Below are 21,324 nucleotides of genomic sequence, written 5' to 3'. Positions count from 1 at the left end.
TTGGTCGTTCATCAGGCCTTTGCCTGCTTGCTCACCTTACTGAGATTTTGGATTTTATTATTTGTTTTTTTCTCCTTCTCTTTTTCATCGAATAAGATACGTACTGATGGTGAATAATCATCATCGTATTGCCCCGATTTTACAGCCCATACAAACAAGGCTAAAAAAACAAGGGCCACACATAAACTGGCCACCACTAATACTATAATTATCTCCATTCTTACGACTCTTTATTCCGTAGCAAAAGTAGAAAATATATTAAGACTAAAAGGTCTTTTTGTGTATTTTAATTCCTTTACTTTTACCGCCTTTAATGACAATCAGGGCATTGTGATTGTTTAACATTTGTTAGATTTTTTCCGTCCTCAAACCTATTTACCTCATAATCAACCTGCAATTTTATCAACATCCTAATTTCTGAAACTACTTATAGGCTGCTATAATCCCTTTCTTTTACCTGATATCATGACACCAATGCTTGTAAACACTACCACCGAAACACTACTTAATGGCATCAGTATGGCCGCAAACAATGGACTTAAATTACCAGATACTGCGAAAGATAAACCCACAATATTATATAGGAAAGATATGCCAATGGCAGCATAAACAATTCGTAAGGCTGACTTGGAGAATTGCATAAACTGTGGTAATCGCATCAATTCTGAAGCACTTATGATGGCATCGCTCGATGGTGAAAACTGGTGCACATCATCAGCCACAGCAATTCCTACATTAGCCTTTTTCAGCGCGCCAATATCATTTAATCCATCCCCTACCATCATCACTACCTGATCTTCTTTCCTTAATTGATCAACATAGACTTGCTTATCTTTGGGGGTTTGATAAAAATGGATTTTCGAGTCATCTTTTATTATTTGACTTAAGGCTTCTTGTTCGGCATCATTATCACCCGATAAAATATGAACATCAGTGTATTGACTAACTGTTTGCAACATTTCTTTCCAGTTGGGGCGATAATAGTTTTTAATAGTGTAATAACCAAGCGTTTTATCATCCATCGTAATGTATACACGTGCCGATTGTTTTGAATCATCTTGTTTCTCTCCAACAAAAGAGGCTGATCCCATCTTAAGCTGATAATTCATAACTGTAGCCTCCACCCCAGCTCCTTCGTGTTCGGTAAAAGAAGCCACATCAAAAAGTCCTGCATCAGATAAATGCTTAACTAAAGCCCGGCTCAAAGGGTGACGAGACTGGTTCGCAACCGATTTAATCAGTGATTGATGATAATGATCGGGAGCTTCGCCCTCGAACTTCACCTCAAAATGATCCGGATCGGTCAAGGTGCCTGTTTTATCAAAGATGATGGTATTAATCTTGGTTAGTTTCTCAATAATAGCTGTGAGTTTCAGGTAAAGATGGTTTTTGCCCAGAATACGCCCAGCGTGACCAAAAGCAAATGGAACAGATAGTGCCAGGGCACACGGGCAGGCAATAATCAATACCGAAGTAAAGGCCATGACTGCCTTACTGCTATCCTCAAAAGCCCAATAAAAACCAGTCACCGCACTAATCAACAGAATGGCAATGGTAAAATATTTACTCACCAAATTTAAGGTATGCGATATCATCGATTCTTTTTCATCGGCATTACTCCGCTCCTTCCATAGCTCAGCCAGATAACCTGTTTCGGCCTTTTTTTCGACTTGCAGCAACAATGAATTTCCAATCACACGACCACCTGCATAAATCAGCTCCATCTTCTCTTTTCGAACCGGAACTGATTCACCTGTGATAAAACTATAATCAATGGCGGCACCTAATGACAGAAGTTTAGCATCGGCTGGTATGATTTCACCATTACGCACCTGTATTTTATCGCCCGATTGCAATTCACTAATTGGTACAATTTCTTCCTCGTTGTCAGATATTCGTGTAATTCCTAAAGGAAAATAGGAACTATAATCATTATCGAAACTTAAAGCTTCGTATGTCTTGGCCTGGTACCACTTGCCTATCAACAGAAAGAAAACTAAGCCGGTTAAAGAATCGAGGTAACCTGAGCCAACATCGGTAATGATCTCGAACAAACTACGAATAAATATCGCAATGATACCAATGGCAATGGGCATATCAATGGAAACAATACCTCGCTTAATGTTTTTCCAGGCGGTAATAAAGTATTCGTTACCAGAGTAAAACATAGCGGGAATGGACAGTAATACACTAATCCACTTAAACCAGGCAATGACATCAGGATTTAGTGAGATGTCGGCCGATAAATAATCGGGGAAACTCAACAACATGACATTACCAAAAATAAAACCGGCAATTCCCAGCTTAACCAATAATCGTTTGCTTCGCTTTGCTGTTTTCTTTTGTTCCTCGGTTTTGATATGCGGTTTGTAATTGATGGAAGCCAACAATGTCATTAGTTCACTCAGCTTAATCTCTTCTTCATTAAAAGTAATAGCGGCCTCGCGCCGATTAAAATTAACTGTAGATGTAATGACGCCTTTATGCAAACGGTTTAGGTTCTCAATCAGCCAGATACATGAACTACAGTGAATAGCCGGAATATAAAGCTTAATCCGCCCAATGGCACCATCATAAAAATCAAGAACCGATCGTTTAATATCTTCCTGATCGAGGTAATCGTAATACTCGACGGATACCTTTTTATTGCGTATGCCGGGTGCTTTTTCAATGTCGTAATAAGCACCCATGTCATTGTCTTTCAGTATATCATAAACCATTACGCAGCCGTCGCAACAAAAATCTTTGTCATCGTGCCGTACCCAGGATTGCGAGGGACTGCCGCAGTGATAGCATGTTTTGGACATATTCGGTTGTTATGTGAGTTCACCTATATTAAAAAGAAAGATTCAGTTTTGTTTTGAAGGTAAACACTTCTAACGATGTTTTGATGATTAGAGGGGTGATTTTTTTGAGAAACCTGGTATTGAGAGCATCTTTGAATTAATTGTCAGATACTAGATCAATGATAAACTGGCTTAAATGTTTCAATATAGATTATAGAACTTAATAAGCTAAATGAGCAGACCTTTTGCTTCTTCAAAAAAAGTTATGGATTTAGAAGTTGCTGGCTAGTGAAATCGGGATCCAGTCTAATTCCTATTGTCCCGTTTTTTTTACCAACAACTGTACTACTCATCATCAGGAAAAATTTCCCTGTCATCATATTGAACCCAGGCTGTAACATCAAAGCTACTGCCAAAATCATAGAAATAACGTCGTCTGAATGTCAGGTTCACAGTCACGCTTTTATTCGCTCTTAAAGAACCTACGTTTTTATATGCCTGATCAATCTCATTGCCATTATTATACAATACCGCATCGACATAAACGTTTTCAGCCTTATTAGACCCCGTATTTTCAATATTCACCTCCACATGGGCAGTGCCATCATCTGACACCCAAGGATCAGATACACTAACAACCTCACAATTGGCGTTGAATGATAATTCAATAATTTCCTCACATGAGGTCAACAAAATAATCAGGAAAATCAGGGTTAATGTTCGTTTCATTTAATAGTGTTTCATTGTATAGTTTAAAGACAAAACAATAATCTATCACACTTATTGTTTTTATGTTTATTTATATATTTGTTTGCTTTCTGTTAATCTGACTAACACTCATTCAAATGAACCATAGATCATTCTATATCTTCATCCTGTTTGCAATTATATTTTCAACAAGTAATGCTTATGCACAGTCCTATGATGACAGAATGAAAAACTTTAATCCTGAATACATTCTCTATAAAAAGAAATGTATTAAACTTGATTTGCCAATTCTTAAACCTTTCTTAATCAGAAAAAGTAATGTATGGGAAAGCATCTATAACAATGCTTTTACGGGAAAGTATGATTTTAAAATGACCTGGCATATACATAATGACAGCCTGTTTATTATTAATACCGACAAGCTGGACTTTCGACTTAAAAAAACACTACAACCCTATTTGAATAATTACCGCTTAAAAAATGTGTGTTTCGCCAGTTTTATTAACGATGTGGTGTCTTTTACATTGAATGATGCACTAATATACGAAGAGTGCATTTATACTATTGAAGATGGCTTGATCACCCGATCAAACGTTTATTGTGAAGAACGTGAAATCAATTTTGATCAAAAGGATTAAGCAATATTAAATTTTTAACCACTCAAAAGTTGAATCAACTAATTTAAAGTCTGAAGAACGATATCCTGATAATGATTTAGCTGCTGTATATTCTTATTTTATTTGCAGCTTTACGAAAAGTGCACCGACAGTCATTCAACCATCAGTGCACCAATACAATTGGTTACGGTTTTACCTTATCAAATAAACTGATGAATAGCCATGTCTGCATTACTTTGAAAAGTTTGATTATCCAAATCTTTCCAAATAGTACTTTGATCTATCACCTTGCCAGTCAATACATTTTCTTTACTTCCATAAAACACACCACTTTTGAATTTTGGATTATTGATACCCTCAACAAAACGTTTAGCACCTTCTTGCACGGAATGAGACATTCCCATTAACGGCATAATTAATTTCATTCCAATATGTTTCAGAAATATTCTTTTCAAAAGAGGTAGATCATCCATTCCATTGGTACCTCTTGTACCTCCCGGACTCATACTAATAAATTTAATATTGGAGTGTTTTTTAGCCATACTGCTCATCCAAAGTGTGCCTCCATACTTGATCCACCCGTAAACCTGAAACGGATCGAAATTTCCTTTGAACTTTGTTCCATCAAAAACAGAAACAAATTCTTCTATTGAGTTTTCGCTTAAATCGGGACGCTTCATGCCCATCTTCTGGATACCTCTGGCAGCTTCAGAACTGGCAAACAAAGCCACATTGTTCAGTTTATTTTGTTCCATCAATTCGTCAACCAATACGACATGTCCTAAAAGATTACTTGCTGTTAACTCTGTTACACCGTCTTTTGTGAGTTTTTCCGGCGTTTTCCCTCCTGCTCCACCTGCATTCATTATTAATGCATCAATCGGGCCAGGTAATTGTAAAACCGCCTGCTTCACAGTTTCTGGTTTCGATACATCCAGTATTACAGTTTTGAATAGATCTCTTCCCGTTGACTCCATCAGTTCTTTTTTTGCAGCTTCTGCTTTCTCCGGATTTCGGCATGCTAAGTAGATGACTTCCGTTTCTTTTATCAGCGCTAATTGTCGTGCTGTTTCTTTGCCAATTCCGGCATTGGCTCCTGTTATTAATATTGACTTGTTCATGTTATGCTTGTTTAAAAAATTTGCTTTGATTATTAGTTATCAAGAGAATAAGCCCTGCCAAACCTAAAATAATCTCCAGTCCGGTAGCTTTTACCATTCCATCAGAAGGCATACCATCAAGCAACATACTTAATAATCTTCCTATGCCTAATGATAGAAAAAGCAGAAAAGAGGATATGGTTGCCGGTTTCCTTAATGAGCTTTTAATACTCCCTGAAAAGGAAAATAATGCCATAGCCACTAACAGCATCCCAAATGAACGAACATCGCTTAATGCACTTGCATTTTCCGCTATCTGAATGCCTTCATTGGCTTTAATAGTAACAGGGTTAAAAGCAGTTAAGCCTCCAATGGCTGTTAGGATAAACCCTGAAACAAACAGGTAAATTTTTAAAATTTTCGAATTGTTCATGACCTTGTTCTTTAGATTTTGATACAAAGATCATGATGAAAGACTTGGTACCTGACACAATTCAGGTCAAAGATTGCGCAATTTAGTTCAGACGATAATCAGAAGGTGATTTTCCAAAATGAATTGTAAAATTTCTATTAAAGGCAGATACTGAATCAAAGCCTACATCGTATGCAATTTCAGATACACGATCCGTATTCGATTTTAATAACTCCGCTGCGCGCTCTAATTTTTTCCGGGTGAGATATTTCTTAGGGCTTTCGTTAAAAACCTCTTTGAATTTTCTTTTAAACGATGATTCACTTAAATGGGTCAGTAATGCCAGTTCTTTGATGGTAAGGTTGGCATAAATGTTTTGCTTAATAACTTTCTTAAACTCCGTTTCATTTGGCTTAAATAAGGCAGCCAGAAAATCTAATTGTGAGGGTGCATTTTGAGATTTTACCAGTAATTGAACGAACTCCTTAAGCTTGGTTTTTATCATAGCATCATCAGCTAATTCAGGATTTTCTAGCAGTATATCAATGCTTTGTCTGAAATTATCCAACATTAAATCTACCTGGATCTGTTTGACATTATAGTCATTTCTATAATCTGAAGTAGTTATATCTAAATCAAATAAATCCCTGACCAAGGAAGGATAAAGAAATACACCTACTGATTCAATGCCGTTGTTACTAGTCTTTTGATTATTGCCCGGCTCAAAGAAATAGTTCAGACACTTGGCAAGCATGGCTGCATCTTTGTTTAGTTTCAGATAATCATCCGGTGTTCTGACACTTACCTCCCCTTTATTAACAAACATAAAACAAGCCTCATCTTCAGCGTACTGCTTTAGCGTTCTGCTAAAATAAGGCATGGATAGTTTAATAAAAACGATCCGGTCTTTATATGTAATAACTTTTTCTTCGAACTTCATTCAAATTGCTATTAATGTGAATCAACAGTTGAAATAAATAAGTAGTCCTATCCCCTCAAAAATACAACTATCCTTGCTCTGATTGATAATTGTGTATTGGCAAATCAATTTGGTTTGTTATTGGTCAAGTCAATGCTTGTTTGCCACGTTGATTATAAAAATAGTAAAGGAGGTTTCTATTCTTTGATATCCCTGATCATTATATAGTTTTTGTGCTTGCCTTCCCCCAAAATAAAATCCATCTCTCCTATATGATTAAAACCCTGTCTTAGGTAAAAATCAATTGCATTCTGATTTTTGTAATAAACACTTAACCAAACTTTGGTGTGATTTAAGCGCTCTATTACTTTTAAACATTCCGTAAGAAGCTTCTTACCTATTCCGGCTCCCTGGAATCGTTCAAGGATGTAAAAAGTCGATATTTCAATACAAGGTTCAACCTCCTTTACCGGGTTTTTGGGAGACAATAATATTTCCACACAGCCAACCAAACAACCATTACACGTGGCTATCAATGTTAGTTTATCTTTATTGGTAATGGACTTTCTGACATTTTCGACAGAATACTCTGCTAATACATAACTTGAAAATTCCTCAATCAATCCGTCAATCGCATAAGTAGAAATCCAGACTTGCTGTTTTAATACGGCTAAATTATTTAAATCGCTTGGTGTGGCTTTTCTGATTTCTATTTCCATTCTCACTTAAATAGATTCTTTAGTTTTAATTAAATAATAGAGGTTGACTTCTCAAATTAATTGTAACAGATGGCAACGCCTGGAAACTGGGCGCCTAAAGTTAGGTCACATGACAAATTACTCATACCAGATTCAAACTAAAACTTACAAATACATTACAATTTGGGTTGTTTATTGGCATTAGGAAATTGGACATACGTAGAAATAACCTTTCTCTTAGATTTTGTAATGTCAATAATTTCCCATTCATCCATGTTTAGGTCCTGTAAGAAATTATTATATCTGTCTTTATGAACTGCAAAACATAGTAAATGTGTTGGTCTGGAGAAACCAACATAGGTCATTTTTAACGATTGCTTTACTCTCTTACCTAAAGTTGTATTATCAATTTCCTTACCTAATATTTGAGAACATAATCTTTGTGATTCATAGGATTTAGCATTAGCACCTCTTCCATCTGTTTGAAAGAAACTCTCCATATATAGAGTTGCTGTGTGTGTTTGACCTTTTGCTGAATGTACAGTACCTATCCCAATCTCTATTTCACCATCTTTAAAAAGATTTGATTCTTCAACCTCATTTATTTCCTCAACTTCTATTTCTGATGCATCATTTATGAAGTTGACAGAACTAGAGATTTGAGAATCAAACACAGATAGAAATTCAGGTATATAGTTTTTAATAGCCGAGTAAGCTTCATCAATTTCTTCATTTATACATAGTAAAGAACAATCATATATTGTAAGTTTAAGAACCTCATATGCTGAAGTATGGTTTATTCTAAAATGATTGAGAAGCTTCCTTTTGGTATAAACCCTGTCAAATTCATCGTAGATGTTTTCTAAACGAATTATTTTTAATAATGCATTTAGTATTTGTTTTCTTACTGATTCTAAAGTTTTATTTGACTTGTCAAAATAAAGGAGGTAGTCTTTTAATACTTTAAAATCTATTTGGGTCTTTACAGAAGTGTGAGAATAAGCATCCCAATAATCCGAAAGCCCAAGCTTACCTTCGTCATCATTTTCCTTACGCCAAGCAATAGCCATGAACTTATTTGGAGAAGGATTAGGAATTTCATTATTCTCTTGCAACTTTCTGATAACATCAGCATATTTTGAGATTACATTCTTGATTGAATCATCATCAAAAATCAGAATATGTGGTTTTATATTTATTGCTGTTCCATCAATATTTTTACAACGTCCCTCTATCTCAAAGAATTCAATGCCTAATCGTTTAACTATAGGGGCCATTAAACTATTTATTCGATGACTTCCATTAATTTCCAAAGTTAATTCACGCTGATTCCAGATTTCTTCAATATGAATTGAGCTACCATTAAAGATTGACTGATTTTTATCTCCAATACGTTGAAAGTTTGAAATAGAATTGCCATCCACATAGAAAATCTGCTCTAAAATTTTTATTTGATGGACATCCATATCCTGCATTTCGTCTACAAAGACATATTTAAACCTACGCTGTAATAGTTCATTATACTTTGGAACATTATTAAGTTGAAATTCAGCTAATGTATAAGCATCATCAAAATGTAGATATCCCTTTTTCAACAAACCTAATTTGAGTTTCTTAATCGACTTGTAGGAATTCGAATTAGGATTTTTAAGTTTAAAACAATCTGGCGAACCATTTGCATATGACTGTAAACGTAAATCCTTTGAAATTCTCACTGATTTAAGAAACTCAAGACCATTAATCTTATTGGATAAATACACTTTAAGTCCATAATTATTAGTGGTCCGATAAAATTTATCTATTTGCTCATAATAAATTTCATTATCAATCCGGTATGGCTTCTGACTGTATTGATTTACATAAAACGGAATGGCAAGAAATGTATCAACAAAGCTTTGAATGGTGCCAATAAAATTTGGATATTGAAATAGTTTGGGTGTATGCTTCCCAATCCTTTCAGTAATCTCATCAACGGCAGCATTTGTGTGGGAAATGACAAGCACACCTGAACCATCATTAAACGGCATTTTCCTTTCCAATATTAGAAGCTTAGCTAACAATGCTGTTGTTTTGCCACTTCCAGGAACAGCTTGTAAATCCAATGTTGAAAGATTACGAATGAAATCTCTTCTTTCATTATCAAAGGATTGACCTTCTTTCAGAAGAATTTGTTCACTGTATTCAATATCTCTATCAGTAACTTCAATTATCGCACACATACTTTATAGCATCAATTAAATACTTAATACCAGTATCTGATTCTGATATTTTTATTTCTTGGTCATTTTCTAATTCTTTCGCAAGCTCATATGCCAAATCTGTTTTCTTTAGACCTTTATTTATGAGCTTCTTTGCAAGCTCCTCTTCATATTTCTGTTCATCTACTTGTGGATGGATTTTTTTGAATGTCTTACAAAAAGCCTGATTTAAAGATGAAGATTTGAACAGGGAATATTCTAAAGTCCAAAACGGAGCAACAAATACATCTACTTCCTGAGCTTGAAGTTTATCAATTATTTCGTTCATTTTGGTAGATGTTTCAGTCTCTACTTCCTCCTGGTTCTTAGCTAAATATTCATAAATAGGGTCACCATTGTCTTTAATTAAGTATACGCCATCAGAATCTTTTTTACGAGTTTTTGTATATGCCCCTACATCAACATCTGTAATAATCGAAACAGGAATATTTAATGAATTAGCATTATCTTTGCGAAGAAACACTTTTGAATAGTGAGAGAAACCTGTATTACCAATATTTACAACGGAAACACCGGCTTCTGTAAAGTCCTTTTGAATTATGCCTTGTAACTTAAGGTACCTTGCTAATGAAGGTAAAAGTATTTCTTCAGCCCAACCTTCAACTAAAACAACACCTTTCGCAAAAAATAAATTTGCTTTTGTCACATCTAAAAAGCGTTCAAGGTGAGTGTAGTCCGAGGAATCAAGTTCTGTGTATTCTGCCCCCATAGGAAAAACAGAACTATTGTTACAGATGATAAGATTCTCTAATTTAACCTTTGAGCCAAGATTGGGACTATGAGTGGTTAGAATTAATTGAATGTTATCTTCTTTTTGCAGATACTCAATAATTTTCATTTGAGCCTGAGGATGCAAATGAGCCTCCAGTTCTTCAATTAATCCAAGCCGTATTCCATTCCAATTCTTTTTTTGCAAGTGTAGAAGCTCAGAGGACATAAATAACCTGTTCAATGTACCCAAGCCTGGATTAATTTCATCTTTTAAGGATAATTCGAGTTTTTCGAGAATGTTTTTCAATGAATTGCCTACAACACCAAAGTTTGATTCTTTATCATGACCATAAAATGCCTGAATGAATTTATCAATGTCATCTTTCAATTCTTTACCTTTTTTATTACCATCTTCAAGAGGTGAACCTTCTTTATCTTTTCCTTCAAAATATTTCTCTACGGATAAATTAAAATCGTTAAATAGTTTTACAAGTATATGAGAATCTTCTTCACCTTTAAAAGCTTCATGACCTTGAAGGATTTGAGCTAAACGTGAGTTTCTTTTAGGAATAAGTTCTGATTGTGCATCCCTTAATGGTTTTAGATAAGTTGCCTTTAGATATTCTCTTGCCTCAGCTGTTAAAGGGTATCCAGTATCATCAACTCCAGCTCTTACGTCTGAGGGTATAATGTACCAATCATTTATATTTCGTGAAACATCGTAGATTAAACGTAAAAATGGTTGTTTACATTTTTCATCTCCAGATTCTGTTGTTACTGTTTCCCACCCTAACCATTCAGTAAAGTTCTTAGCTTCATCGGGTATTAGCCCCCGAAACTCTATCTCAATTCTAAAACGTGTCGTATCATTATTAAAATCCTCATGAGTAACCTTAATCCAATCGTAACTATGGGTTTTTAAAACTAATTTGATAGCATCAATAATTGCTGTTTTACCTGAATCATTTTCACCGATTAAAACATTAAGCCCTCTTTTAAATGTTAGGTTTAAATCTGGCTTATCAAGTTCAATTTCATTGATTGAACCGTATTTTCTAAAATTCCAGAGTTTTAAATTGGATATGTACATGAGGTTAATCTATTTTATAATTGGTTTTGTCCTACCAGATATAATGGTAAATATTTCTATACGTCATTATTACTATCTTTTACTATACAACCTTCATCCCAATTTCCCTTCTCACTCGATGACATAAGTTATTTGCGAATTGCGAATACTAAAATAGAATTTTTGAATTAAAACGTCTGTATTTCTTGATCAGTAAATAACATTTGTTGATCAACAACAACAAATAAGGAGATAATCGGTATTTAACGAGTCACCTTAGTAGAACAGGTTATTTTGCAGTGATCAATACACGCGTAATAAAAAAGCGCCCGGCACATTGCTGCACCAGACGCTCCCCTTTCTACTGCATAACTTTATCTTAAGCTTCTTCTACTTCTTTCTTACGGTTATTACGTGTGCGTACCTTTTCGTTGTTTTCTTTGATAGCCTGTGCCACGCGGTCGGCAAAAGCACCATATACTTCGGGTTGTGCTTCTCTCATCGCCCTGAGGTAAACCACCAGTTTGTTAAGTAACTCAATAAGGATGACTCTAAGCTCGCTGGCTGTTAACTTTTTATCTTTCTTAATTTTTGCTTCCTGGTAATCGGCCGATGTCTGTCGGAATTTAGCCTGAGCTATCTCCAGGTTACTGATGGCTTCGGCCATGCCAGGTAACCGGTCAACACTCGCTTTAATGGCTTCCTGGCTCAGGTCGGCCAGCAAGGCTTCAACCAGTGTTGATTCCTTATCATAGCTCTCATTAATCATTTCTAAGCCAAAACGGCTTAATACCTCGTTGACCACCAAAGCTGCACCTCGCTTTTCCTCGTCAGGAAAACTAAGATAGGCATCGGTTAACTTAAACACCGAACGCGAACAGTCATCGCGCTGCACATCTTCCTTCTCAAGCAGCGATTTAATTAAACCGCTATTGGTCATGCTGATCAGTAATGTTTTGTTGCTGTCAATATCACTCAGCAAACGGGTAATATACGCATCAGCCGACCAGTCAGATTCTTTAGAGGCATCTACAATTACCACTGATGTGTTTCCTACTTCGGTAATGTAACTTCTCCTGTTGATAAATAATAACTTTGTCATAGTAATTAAGTTTTAAGGCCATAAACTAAGCTGCTAAGCATTTGTCGAATCAAAAAGTGTATACATGTATAATCCAGGCAGAAGGAAAGTAAGCAATATTACTTGTGTCACTTGCCTGCTTATTGGCCGGGTGCCATTCTTCATATAAAGAATGGTTGCCCAAGCAAAAGGGGAAGCTTTCTACATATGAAGAATGCTTGTCCAAATAAAAAAGGAAGCATTCTACAAATAAAGAATGGCCGTCCAAGAAAAAAGTGGAGCTTTCTACATATGAAGAAAACGTGCCCAAGCAAAAAAGGAAGCATTCTACATATGTAGAATGGCTGTCCAAATGAAAAGGGAAGCTTTCTTTATATCAATAATGCCTCCCCAAGAGAAAAGTGCCTTTTATTACTATAACAATTGGGAGGTGTCAACGACCACCCAATATACATATAATAAAAAATGCACTTAATAGCTGCTATTATTTACCATGCGTGAGAACACGCGCAATAGCGAGGGCTTTTCCAAATTATTCTATACCAATAAATACACTTTGTAATTGACGATGCTAACGTTTTAGCTTATCGCTGGTTAAAGTTTATGCTTATTAAATGTTTATGTATTGAAAATATATCAAGTCAATAGTGATGTCATCTAATTACATAAACATGAATATAATTGATTGAAATTTTATATACAAATCAATTATCACATATTATTATGCTATTACACAAAAACCGTTATTTAACTACATGCAGAAGTCGCATACGTAATTCACTGATTACAAATAGGTTTTAGTTGATCATATTCAATATTTTTATCCTGTGATTTTTTTTGAGTTTTTTTGGTGGGATGTTGAATGTAGAGGGAAGATTGGCGAAACGGATCGTATCTTTATTTGCTATAAGTAATTAAAGATACGATCCGTAAACTTTCCAAATTAAGTTGGGGATTACTACGTCTCTCCTTTTTCTTAGTCCTCTAGCCGGACGGGCTTTCGTTTTGACACGAAACAAGTCTTTACTTTTCTCCTTGATGAGTAAAGTAAACAAAAGAATCAAGACTTCACCACTCGATGACCCACTAATGATTTGCTTCGCAAGAGATTTATTACATGATTATTGCTCCATTCAGCATTATTCAAACAAGTTTGATACTGCATTCATTAATCGCAATAATTAAATGATATGCAGCTTGGTATCAAACCTCTTTCTAGCTGCGCTTCATCAAGTGGGTACCCCATCTACCTTACTGAGGTCAGGCATACAATAGCAGTTGTTTAAATAAACCAAAACAACATTTCCATTTGAATAGCTTACTTACTCCCCCCTTCGCCACGTATCCCTACTCTTCGGGAAGCGGGAAAATCATTTTATGTGAGATGGATCGGATCTTTATTTGTGTTTTTGTATATAAAGATCCGATCCGTGAGCTTTCCAAATTAAGTTGGTATTTACTCTCTGTTTCTTTGGCTTTGACTATAAAAAAATCCCACCTTACTCCCTGGATTTTCTATAGGTTTTTACACGCTCCTAATTCTCCTTATTGGTTGTAAACTAACGTTTACAAATGACGTAGTTAAAAACTATGCCCTGCGCAGTGAGTCATTGGTGTTGATTACGATGATCAGGTTATAAATTCTGCCCGTATATATAAAAATAAACTATTTAAATACTTGATTAATTCCTGGTGATTCAGATGTTGCTTTTAGAAAATCAGGGAGTTGAATCTAATATTCTTCCTGCTTGTGCAGTTCCAATTATTTCATTTCCAACATCTGTTGAACGATAGGTATTTGAATACCAGTCGTAATACATTCCTCCATATCCTTTTCCATTCATCCCAAATCCTGGAGGTTTATAGCCTCCTCCTATACGTAAGCCTGTTATTCTGTCTCATCATACATATCATCCCCACTATCCTTTCGCATAAATTTTGCAATCCGATAACCACTCGGGTCAGTATACTTTAAAGGGTTATTTAAACAATAAGAGTAACGGTTAAAGTTTTGGGTATTGGTGGGTGATTGTACTACCGGGTCGGCACTTAAAAAGCGGCCAACAGTGGGGTCGTACAAACGCCCGTTCATATTAACCAGATTAAACCAGGGCAGTTCCTCGTGGGCGGTAAAACAGCGTCCGGCCAACAGATCGGGTTCGCCACTTAAAGTATACTGCCAGGTGTCTTTGTCGCGCCGGCGGCCCCAGGCACCGTAACAATACTCTTCCGATAAAGCAGTACCGGCAGCCTCAACCACGACTATTATTGAGGCTTGCTCATCGGTAAGTGTATATCCAATATTGTTGCTTGAAGTGCCCATGCACTAATCAATTAAACAATAGGTAGATAAAAGAGTGAACATTGGGGAACTTATATGCTGAAAATTGAATAATAAAAAACAAAAGCATACCACCTAATGGAAATAATCCTTTAGGTTTTAAGTTATTCAGAAAAAAAGTTAGTGAACAAATAACAAATAATCCCCACCAAAATTCTATTTGAATATTTTCTTCATATATATCCCTCATTTGCTTATTCATAAAAGGTACACATCCGAAACAAATTAGAATAATTATTGTACTCGCTTTTTTTGTATTTAATATGTTTTTCATTACTATATTAATAATATTCATAAATTCTATGCCATTAGGCTTATAAAAAGTTTGAGTTGTAAAATGCACAGACATCCCATTGTATATTGAAACTGATGTTCTTTCAACCATGCATATATTAGCGGGTAAAAGATTTTCCATATTATAGATATCTGCTCTTGTGTTGGAATAACTAGTTACTATATCACCACAGTGTTTACCCATCTTATAAAGAAAGCTATTCTGTTTCCCACCCTGAAGGATAGTTAATGTTCAAACTTTTGGTATGCTTATAACTACCAAAGTTGAATGGTTTAATCCTATTCGCTAACCAGAAGAAGGAAACATGTTTTTTAATATTGTTGATACATGCTTACCAAAGCCAAGTTTAAGGGTTTCTTTAATAAAAATATTGTATCGCTTTAAAAGCAAAAGCTCGATTTCTCAATCTTTTTGATTAGTTATTCCAAAAAAGATGTTGACAGGCGACACATATTACCATCTTTATTAAACCCAATATAAGACCTATACATCCCATCTCCATATCCAGCAGAGAAGATGGCAATATTTTGTTTATCAACTGATATAACACACCATTCTCGAGTATGCTTATAGTTTTTACGCATTTCGTTCATTAAATAATCATAAAACTTTTCATTATATTGATAATGTGTATCGATTTTATTACATACATCTAAATCCATAAAACTACCAACCCCTGACTCTACAAAATAACCTAAGTTTTCACTACTTTCTTTAGGGTTTGTATATCCTAAATACTTCCAATTATCAATGGAATCATTTGAAAATAGTATACTAGCCATTATAATCCTTTGGTCATACTCCAAGTCCGCTATTACAATTTCCACAGGATAAATTCCTTTTGGAAAATTGTAATAAAATGGTAAGCAATCTGGCTTACTTAATGGGTCACATGCTACTACTTTACCTGATGTTATTTGGATTTTACCAATGTTGATTGTTTTGCAAGCGATTGTATCGATTTTTAATAACTTATTTATATGCAAAATAGGTTGATACTCATTTTGTGAATAAGTTTCAATATTAATTATTAAAAACAAGGTTAATATTAAAATAACCCGACTTAGAAATTTATCCATACTACGTTTATTGGTGTTTCCAAAAATCTGAATTAGGATTCAATTCACCTTATATTTCGTATAGAGGATAACCTCCAGAAAAGCCCGATCACCGGGCTTTATTAAATCATTCTTGTTTAGTAAACTTATATCTTGCACCTCCAATTTCTTCTTCCCAAAAAAACAAATACCATGGTGGTTGGTTTTCCATAATCCCCTTACTACCTGCTATATATATTTGTGTTACGCATCCTCCTGGTAAACTCTCACTATTTTCAAAATACAAAGACACAATCCATCTGCCCTGTTCATATTTCATTTCCCAATTTCCAGTTTCACTAAATAGTGATTCTGCAAAATCTTCCGAAAATGGTAGAAACTTATCTTTTGGTAAATCTTGGGTAGAAAAAGTTCCTTCTTTGTTAAATTGAAAAATAGCACCATCATTTGCAATCCATTTACCGACTATACTATCAGTAGTAGGATTTTCTGACTTGCAGCCTATAAATAATAACATCATTATTGAAAGGCTTAATATATTTATTGTTTTCATTACCATATTATTGTATCTGTCCAAATAAATTTTTGTGATGTTTTAGAACCTGGACCAGACGAAAAAGTTTCATTAATCCAGGCACCAGCTGTCCTCTGCCAAATTGGCCAATAACCGATTATTGGAGGTCTCATTGCAGATTGCATTGTTGACGAATTCTCTACCATGAATTGAATTGTTGCTGAACTCCCATTTACAGCAGTTACTCGCCACTCCAAATTATATGATCCTAAATATGTAACTGCTAGATTACCAGTTACACCAAAGGTTGCCAAGGTTGAATAATCCTTTATGTACTTACCAACACCCAGGATTCCGCTTAAGTCATATGGCGCATTCCCTCTCATCTTTCCATTCGCAATCATACCTGGGATTGATTCTTTTGTAGTTAATACATGACCATGTTCTCTTAGCATTTCTGTAAAAACATCTCCATTAGTAAAATCACGATGTCTTGGCCCCGTTCCAGTCAACCACTCTACGCCAACATCCAAGGAGTCACCCGACTATTTGCGTCACTTTTATACCCCCGCACAACATTTTTTAAAACTTTACCAGTTTTAGAGTCAATTACTCGATAGCCCCATGGTTTTAAGCTGTATGAATCAAGCCTGTTAAGAACTGTACCAAGGCTAACAATATCATTTCCAACATCTGTTGAACGGTAGGTGTTAGAATACCAGTCGTAATACATTCCTCCATATCCTTTTCCGTTCATACCAAATCCAGGAGGTTTATAGCCTCCTCCTATACTTAAGCCTGTTATTCTGCCTCCTCTACCTCCGAATGTACTAGCATCATATTTCGACCATAATCCCCCTCCGTCTTGTGTCTCATCATACATATCATCCTCACTATCCTCTCGCATAAATTTTGCAATCCGATAACCACTAGGGTCTGTATATTTTAAAGGATTATTTAAACAATAAGAGTAACGGTTAAAGTTTTGGGTATTGGCGGGTGATTGTACTACAGGATCGGCACTTAAAAAGCGGCCAACAGTGGGGTCGTACAAGCGCCCGTTCATATTAACCAGGTTAAACCAGGGCAGTTCCTCGTGGGCGGTAAAACCGCGTCCGGCCAACAGATCGGGTTCGCCACTTAAAGTATATTGCCAGGTGTCTTTGTCTCGCCGGCGGCCCCAGGCATCAAAGCTGTACTCTTGCGATAAAGTTGTACCGACAGCATCAACCTCGACTATTATTGAGTCTTGCACACCAGTAAGTGCATATGCAATATTGTTGCTTGAGCTGCTCACAAAGTTAATTTCTATTAAACTGTTAGCTCCATAAAGATAAAAATTATCCGGATAGCTGTCATCGATATATTCGGTATGCTCATAGATGACACTAATAAAGTTTTCGGTTAACACTTGAACAGTAAACCTATTTCACTACCCAGAAAAAAACATTGTATTTAAAATGATTGATATCTTTCTGACCAAGAAAAAATTTAAAGACTTCTTTAATGAAGATATTGCTACGTTATAATTGAAAAAAATCCAGACTTGCTGGACTTTTTCTATATGGTTTGACAGTTTATTTTAGTTTGGAGTGAGTTGATGGAATGACTGTATACTGATGGATTATTCGGCCTTTTTGCATGTCTTTACTTTTTAAGTCTTCAATAGCCCAGTATGCAACAACTCTTCTAATACCTTTATTTCTGTAATTTACTTGATATGAAGCTTTTGAATTTACTATAGGATAAAAATATAATGGATATTGTTTTAAATCTCTACTTTCCTCATCCTCTATATAGTCACCAATCATTACGGTAACTTCAGTATTTGGAGGATTCACAAACTTCATATCTCTTTTGTATTGAACACCAGTAAAAATCGTATCATACACAACAGAATCTTCATATAATACTCCACTTCCTTCATAACTCTTTGTCACACCTTTGCTGTCGTAATTGCGATAATATCTCAATGCTCCTTCGTTATATAACTTATAACTCATGACATTACCGTTCCTATAATAATAAGTATATTCTTCATTAACCTTGCCATATACGGCAGTACTTTTCTTAACCTCTTTATAATTACCTCCAAATAAATAACGCTGAATCACTAAACTATCACTTAGTCGCTCTTCTGACCACACAAAATCAGTACTCCCATCATTAAGGGATGATACCCTTTCTATGTTACAAGATTGAAAAACTAAAGTACTTATCAGTATAATTACAATATTAAAAAATAATTTCATATTACAATTTGTTTTATTTTATTCTTTTATAATAATCATAAGAAGTTGGAGGTTTATACCAGTATGGAGGTGTTACTCCATCTCTAATTGGCATAAATGTGGTATCTACATTATTGATATTCATTATTGTTAAAGCAGGAGCCACTCGATAATTCCAATTCAAAATAATAGTGTCTCCATCATTCCAATTCTGAGGGTTAGATTGAGGTTTCATTAATCCTTTAAACCAACCTGCAAACGTATATTGAAATGGAGGAGAATAACTCATATCAATGGGACGTCCATCAACATGTCGTGCTTTCTCTCTTGGCTGCCAATTGGAATTTCCTAAAATAATTAATCCTCCATTTTGGTTATATCTAACAGCCTTTTGTGTAGGATCTCCACCCGTTCCATAATAACCGGGAACAACTCTCGTATTATCCATAGGTGCGATATAACTATTCCACCCCCTTAGGTTTAGGATTTGATTATTTTTCACTTTAAATACACCTGGTAGTAAAGGCATATCCATTATACCATAAGCAACCAAAGGAATACCTGCCAATAGTTTAAATTGAACTTGTGCATCTTTACCTTCGGATACTGTCCTCGCGTTTGGTAATGCATAGTTATAATAAACTTCTGTATATGAAACCACATAACCGCTAGCATCATAGTACCTCCCTGTTAACCAATTATATGTATATCCTGAGGAGTTACCTCCACCACCTCCTCCGAATGTACTGGCATCATATTTCGACCATAACCCTCCTCCGTCTTGTGTCTCATCATACATATCATCCTCGCTATCCTCTCGCATAAATTTTGCAATCCGATAACCACTCGGGTCAGTATACTTTAGAGGATTATTTAAACAATAAGAGTAGCGGGTTTCAATAGAACAATTATTTTAATTGCTCAGACCTTGTAAAGATGCTGTTGTCAATAAAACTTTCTATTTCAAAACTTTCAAGAACACTCTCAATGAAAACATTTAAATTCAATTCATTTGAACTATCAAGAGAAGATTTGACATACTCAATAGCTGATTCTTTGCCTTGTAAAAAGGCGATTAAAACAGCTCTTCGAATTATAATATTCTCACTTGTTGTATTGGCATATTTTGAATCAAATTTATTTAATGAAATTGTGAATTTATCAAATGCCTTTTTAGAATCCTCAGATTTATATAACGCACACCCTTCCAAGAAGAAATAGTAATAATTATGGGAATCTAATAATTGTAACGATCTTATAACACTAATAGCTTGACCATACTCTTTTGTTGATGTTAGTATATTCATCTTATTGACATAGGCACTTTTATTAAGTGAATCAAGTTGTATCGCGCTGTCCAATAACATTAATGCATCACCTATCAATACAGAATCATTGCTATTAGTTGGAATGCCAATCCTCATATAAATATTGTTCGCTTTATCGTTTAACTTAATTGACCTAGCCTCATTATCATCTTTACTGATGCACGCATAAACACCAACCATTACTACAATTACAAATACTATTCTTTTCATATTCTTTTTTTTTAAAACTCTACATAACCTTGATAAATAAGATGTCCTGTTGAACCACCCCACCATCTATTTTGAAATACAACAATATTAATAATTAATTTAACATTTCCATTTTCTGGTAATAAGAACCTTGCATATCCATCTTGCTGCCATTTGGAATCATAAAAGTGTGCACCTATTTCATTATTCATTGACAATCTTTGATACCCTATTTCATTTCCATTATGAATCAATCTCATATTGGCATTAATTAAATTAGAGTTATTTTTGGGGAATGTTTGCACAAATCCTTCTGCATACCATTTTCCTTTTTGGTTTTGCTTGACTGAAATAAATCCAGAATAATATCGACTCGCAGTTGCATCGGCTCCAATGTCTGAATCTGCATCGGCTGCATACGTAAATCCTGGCTTTATCTGATAGTAAGCTTCTTGATAGATTATCTTAGGTGACTTTTTTGAACTGGTTTTCCCCTTAAATTCACCGGACATTAAAATTCCATCCATAACAGCATATGCCACTAATGGAAGATTATTCTTTAATTTAAATTGAACTTGTGCATCTTTACCTACATAATATGCTCTTGCATTTGGTAACACGTAATTATAATGAACTTCATTATATGAAACCTCATAACCACTAGCATCATAGTATCTTCCTGTTAACCAATTATATGTATACCCTGAGGAGTTCCCTCCACTGCTACCTCCTCCATATGTGTTATTATGATACCTCGACCACAAGCCTCCTCCGTCTTGTGTCTCATCATACATATCATCCTCGCTATCCTCTCGCATAAATTTTTCAATCCTATAACCACTCGGATCAGTATACTTTAAAGGATTATTTAAACAATAAGAGTAACGGTTAAAGTTCTGGGTATTGGTGGGTGATTGTACTACCGGGTCGGCACTTAAAAAGCGGCCAACAGTTGGGTCGTACAAGCGCCCGTTCATATTAACCAGGTTAAACCAGGGCAGTTCCTCGT

Annotated in this window: 22 protein-coding genes; 1 reads left to right on the top strand and 21 read right to left on the bottom strand. The window is 35.2% G+C overall.

Translation table 11 applies throughout. From position 1 onward, the window contains the following. Positions 1–11: 11 nt before the first annotated feature. From ccoS to AC4MRQ_RS05960, 3 genes are all read right to left on the bottom strand, one after another. Positions 12–218: a cbb3-type cytochrome oxidase assembly protein CcoS gene (ccoS, locus tag AC4MRQ_RS05970; RefSeq protein WP_491196742.1), complete on the bottom strand. Its 207-nt coding sequence runs from the start codon at positions 216–218 to the stop codon at positions 12–14. Between the two features lie 219 nt (positions 219–437). After that, on the bottom strand, positions 438–2,807 hold the full coding sequence (locus tag AC4MRQ_RS05965; RefSeq protein ID WP_491196741.1) for a heavy metal translocating P-type ATPase: 2,370 nt from the start codon (positions 2,805–2,807) through the stop codon (positions 438–440). A 324-nt stretch (positions 2,808–3,131) separates the two neighbouring features. Further along, the gene (locus AC4MRQ_RS05960; RefSeq protein ID WP_491196740.1) at positions 3,132–3,515 is read right to left on the bottom strand and encodes an FxLYD domain-containing protein; all 384 of its coding nucleotides are present in this window, start codon (positions 3,513–3,515) and stop codon (positions 3,132–3,134) included. Positions 3,516–3,631: 116 nt separating this feature from the next. Here AC4MRQ_RS05960 and AC4MRQ_RS05955 point away from each other — a divergent pair, with 116 nt between their 5' ends. Then, on the top strand, positions 3,632–4,132 hold the full coding sequence (locus AC4MRQ_RS05955) for a hypothetical protein (RefSeq protein WP_491196739.1): 501 nt from the start codon (positions 3,632–3,634) through the stop codon (positions 4,130–4,132). A gap of 179 nt (positions 4,133–4,311) precedes the next feature. Here AC4MRQ_RS05955 and AC4MRQ_RS05950 read toward each other — a convergent pair whose 3' ends face one another. The 18 genes from AC4MRQ_RS05950 to AC4MRQ_RS05865 form a co-directional block, all read right to left on the bottom strand. After that, on the bottom strand, positions 4,312–5,232 hold the full coding sequence (locus AC4MRQ_RS05950; protein ID WP_491196738.1) for an SDR family NAD(P)-dependent oxidoreductase: 921 nt from the start codon (positions 5,230–5,232) through the stop codon (positions 4,312–4,314). A gap of 1 nt (position 5,233) precedes the next feature. Then, complete coding sequence (locus tag AC4MRQ_RS05945) at positions 5,234–5,644, bottom strand: DUF4345 domain-containing protein (protein ID WP_491196737.1); 411 nt, start codon at positions 5,642–5,644, stop codon at positions 5,234–5,236. Positions 5,645–5,726: 82 nt separating this feature from the next. Continuing rightward, positions 5,727–6,563, bottom strand: a complete 837-nt coding sequence (locus tag AC4MRQ_RS05940) for a helix-turn-helix domain-containing protein (RefSeq protein WP_491196736.1) — start codon at positions 6,561–6,563, stop codon at positions 5,727–5,729. Positions 6,564–6,739: 176 nt separating this feature from the next. Beyond that, on the bottom strand, positions 6,740–7,261 hold the full coding sequence (locus AC4MRQ_RS05935; protein WP_491196735.1) for a GNAT family N-acetyltransferase: 522 nt from the start codon (positions 7,259–7,261) through the stop codon (positions 6,740–6,742). Positions 7,262–7,416: 155 nt separating this feature from the next. After that, positions 7,417–9,459 (bottom strand): UvrD-helicase domain-containing protein, encoded by a 2,043-nt coding sequence (locus tag AC4MRQ_RS05930; RefSeq protein WP_491196734.1) that lies wholly within the window; start codon positions 9,457–9,459, stop codon positions 7,417–7,419. Beyond that, positions 9,443–11,299, bottom strand: coding sequence for an ATP-dependent nuclease (locus tag AC4MRQ_RS05925; RefSeq protein WP_491196733.1), 1,857 nt, complete (start codon positions 11,297–11,299; stop codon positions 9,443–9,445). Before AC4MRQ_RS05925 ends, AC4MRQ_RS05930 begins: the two co-directional genes overlap by 17 nt. 358 nt (positions 11,300–11,657) lie before the next feature. Beyond that, complete coding sequence (locus tag AC4MRQ_RS05920) at positions 11,658–12,380, bottom strand: DUF6261 family protein (RefSeq protein ID WP_491196732.1); 723 nt, start codon at positions 12,378–12,380, stop codon at positions 11,658–11,660. 1,697 nt (positions 12,381–14,077) lie between these two features. Then, the gene (locus AC4MRQ_RS05915; protein ID WP_491196731.1) at positions 14,078–14,203 is read right to left on the bottom strand and encodes a hypothetical protein; all 126 of its coding nucleotides are present in this window, start codon (positions 14,201–14,203) and stop codon (positions 14,078–14,080) included. Between the two features lie 44 nt (positions 14,204–14,247). Next, positions 14,248–14,682, bottom strand: coding sequence for an RHS repeat-associated core domain-containing protein (locus AC4MRQ_RS05910; RefSeq protein ID WP_491196730.1), 435 nt, complete (start codon positions 14,680–14,682; stop codon positions 14,248–14,250). Positions 14,683–14,689: 7 nt separating this feature from the next. Beyond that, positions 14,690–15,115, bottom strand: a complete 426-nt coding sequence (locus AC4MRQ_RS05905) for a hypothetical protein (protein WP_491196729.1) — start codon at positions 15,113–15,115, stop codon at positions 14,690–14,692. A gap of 299 nt (positions 15,116–15,414) precedes the next feature. Then, positions 15,415–16,074 (bottom strand): DUF4241 domain-containing protein, encoded by a 660-nt coding sequence (locus tag AC4MRQ_RS05900; RefSeq protein ID WP_491196728.1) that lies wholly within the window; start codon positions 16,072–16,074, stop codon positions 15,415–15,417. Between the two features lie 106 nt (positions 16,075–16,180). Next, positions 16,181–16,606 carry a hypothetical protein gene (locus AC4MRQ_RS05895; RefSeq protein ID WP_491196727.1) on the bottom strand — a complete coding sequence of 142 codons (426 nt, stop codon included), beginning with the start codon at positions 16,604–16,606 and terminating at the stop codon, positions 16,181–16,183. Next, positions 16,606–17,100: a hypothetical protein gene (locus AC4MRQ_RS05890; protein WP_491196726.1), complete on the bottom strand. Its 495-nt coding sequence runs from the start codon at positions 17,098–17,100 to the stop codon at positions 16,606–16,608. The genes AC4MRQ_RS05895 and AC4MRQ_RS05890 overlap by 1 nt, the downstream gene beginning before the upstream one ends. Next, a complete protein-coding gene (locus AC4MRQ_RS05885; RefSeq protein ID WP_491196725.1) occupies positions 17,085–17,978 on the bottom strand; it encodes an RHS repeat-associated core domain-containing protein in 894 nt (297 codons plus the stop codon). The genes AC4MRQ_RS05890 and AC4MRQ_RS05885 overlap by 16 nt, the downstream gene beginning before the upstream one ends. 166 nt (positions 17,979–18,144) lie before the next feature. Further along, positions 18,145–18,819: a hypothetical protein gene (locus AC4MRQ_RS05880; RefSeq protein ID WP_491196724.1), complete on the bottom strand. Its 675-nt coding sequence runs from the start codon at positions 18,817–18,819 to the stop codon at positions 18,145–18,147. A gap of 13 nt (positions 18,820–18,832) precedes the next feature. Next, positions 18,833–19,621, bottom strand: a complete 789-nt coding sequence (locus AC4MRQ_RS05875) for a hypothetical protein (RefSeq protein WP_491196723.1) — start codon at positions 19,619–19,621, stop codon at positions 18,833–18,835. Between the two features lie 85 nt (positions 19,622–19,706). After that, entirely contained in the window at positions 19,707–20,336 is a 630-nt protein-coding gene (locus AC4MRQ_RS05870; protein ID WP_491196722.1) for a tetratricopeptide repeat protein, read from the bottom strand. Positions 20,337–20,347: 11 nt separating this feature from the next. Further along, positions 20,348–21,324 (bottom strand): RHS repeat-associated core domain-containing protein (locus AC4MRQ_RS05865; protein ID WP_491196721.1); only part of this gene is annotated, 977 nt, incomplete at its 5' end.

The sequence above is a fragment of the Carboxylicivirga sp. genome (assembly GCF_982718395.1).
Note: the sequence above shows the minus strand (reverse complement) of the source record. Positions and strands in the feature narration are given on the sequence as shown.

Coding starts and splice junctions, on each gene's coding strand:
- AC4MRQ_RS05905 (WP_491196729.1), bottom strand. CDS start 15,115: ATGGAAAATCTTTTACCCGCTAATATATGCATGGTTGAAAGAACATCA.
- ccoS (WP_491196742.1), bottom strand. CDS start 218: ATGGAGATAATTATAGTATTAGTGGTGGCCAGTTTATGTGTGGCCCTT.
- AC4MRQ_RS05925 (WP_491196733.1), bottom strand. CDS start 11,299: ATGTACATATCCAATTTAAAACTCTGGAATTTTAGAAAATACGGTTCA.
- AC4MRQ_RS05955 (WP_491196739.1), top strand. CDS start 3,632: ATGAACCATAGATCATTCTATATCTTCATCCTGTTTGCAATTATATTT.
- AC4MRQ_RS05900 (WP_491196728.1), bottom strand. CDS start 16,074: ATGGATAAATTTCTAAGTCGGGTTATTTTAATATTAACCTTGTTTTTA.
- AC4MRQ_RS05940 (WP_491196736.1), bottom strand. CDS start 6,563: ATGAAGTTCGAAGAAAAAGTTATTACATATAAAGACCGGATCGTTTTT.
- AC4MRQ_RS05920 (WP_491196732.1), bottom strand. CDS start 12,380: ATGACAAAGTTATTATTTATCAACAGGAGAAGTTACATTACCGAAGTA.
- AC4MRQ_RS05895 (WP_491196727.1), bottom strand. CDS start 16,606: ATGAAAACAATAAATATATTAAGCCTTTCAATAATGATGTTATTATTT.
- AC4MRQ_RS05950 (WP_491196738.1), bottom strand. CDS start 5,232: ATGAACAAGTCAATATTAATAACAGGAGCCAATGCCGGAATTGGCAAA.
- AC4MRQ_RS05960 (WP_491196740.1), bottom strand. CDS start 3,515: ATGAAACGAACATTAACCCTGATTTTCCTGATTATTTTGTTGACCTCA.
- AC4MRQ_RS05945 (WP_491196737.1), bottom strand. CDS start 5,644: ATGAACAATTCGAAAATTTTAAAAATTTACCTGTTTGTTTCAGGGTTT.
- AC4MRQ_RS05930 (WP_491196734.1), bottom strand. CDS start 9,459: ATGTGTGCGATAATTGAAGTTACTGATAGAGATATTGAATACAGTGAA.
- AC4MRQ_RS05935 (WP_491196735.1), bottom strand. CDS start 7,261: ATGGAAATAGAAATCAGAAAAGCCACACCAAGCGATTTAAATAATTTA.
- AC4MRQ_RS05870 (WP_491196722.1), bottom strand. CDS start 20,336: ATGAAAAGAATAGTATTTGTAATTGTAGTAATGGTTGGTGTTTATGCG.
- AC4MRQ_RS05880 (WP_491196724.1), bottom strand. CDS start 18,819: ATGAAATTATTTTTTAATATTGTAATTATACTGATAAGTACTTTAGTT.
- AC4MRQ_RS05965 (WP_491196741.1), bottom strand. CDS start 2,807: ATGTCCAAAACATGCTATCACTGCGGCAGTCCCTCGCAATCCTGGGTA.
- AC4MRQ_RS05910 (WP_491196730.1), bottom strand. CDS start 14,682: ATGGGCACTTCAAGCAACAATATTGGATATACACTTACCGATGAGCAA.
- AC4MRQ_RS05875 (WP_491196723.1), bottom strand. CDS start 19,621: ATGCGAGAGGATAGCGAGGATGATATGTATGATGAGACACAAGACGGA.
- AC4MRQ_RS05915 (WP_491196731.1), bottom strand. CDS start 14,203: ATGAATGGAAAAGGATATGGAGGAATGTATTACGACTGGTATTCAAAT.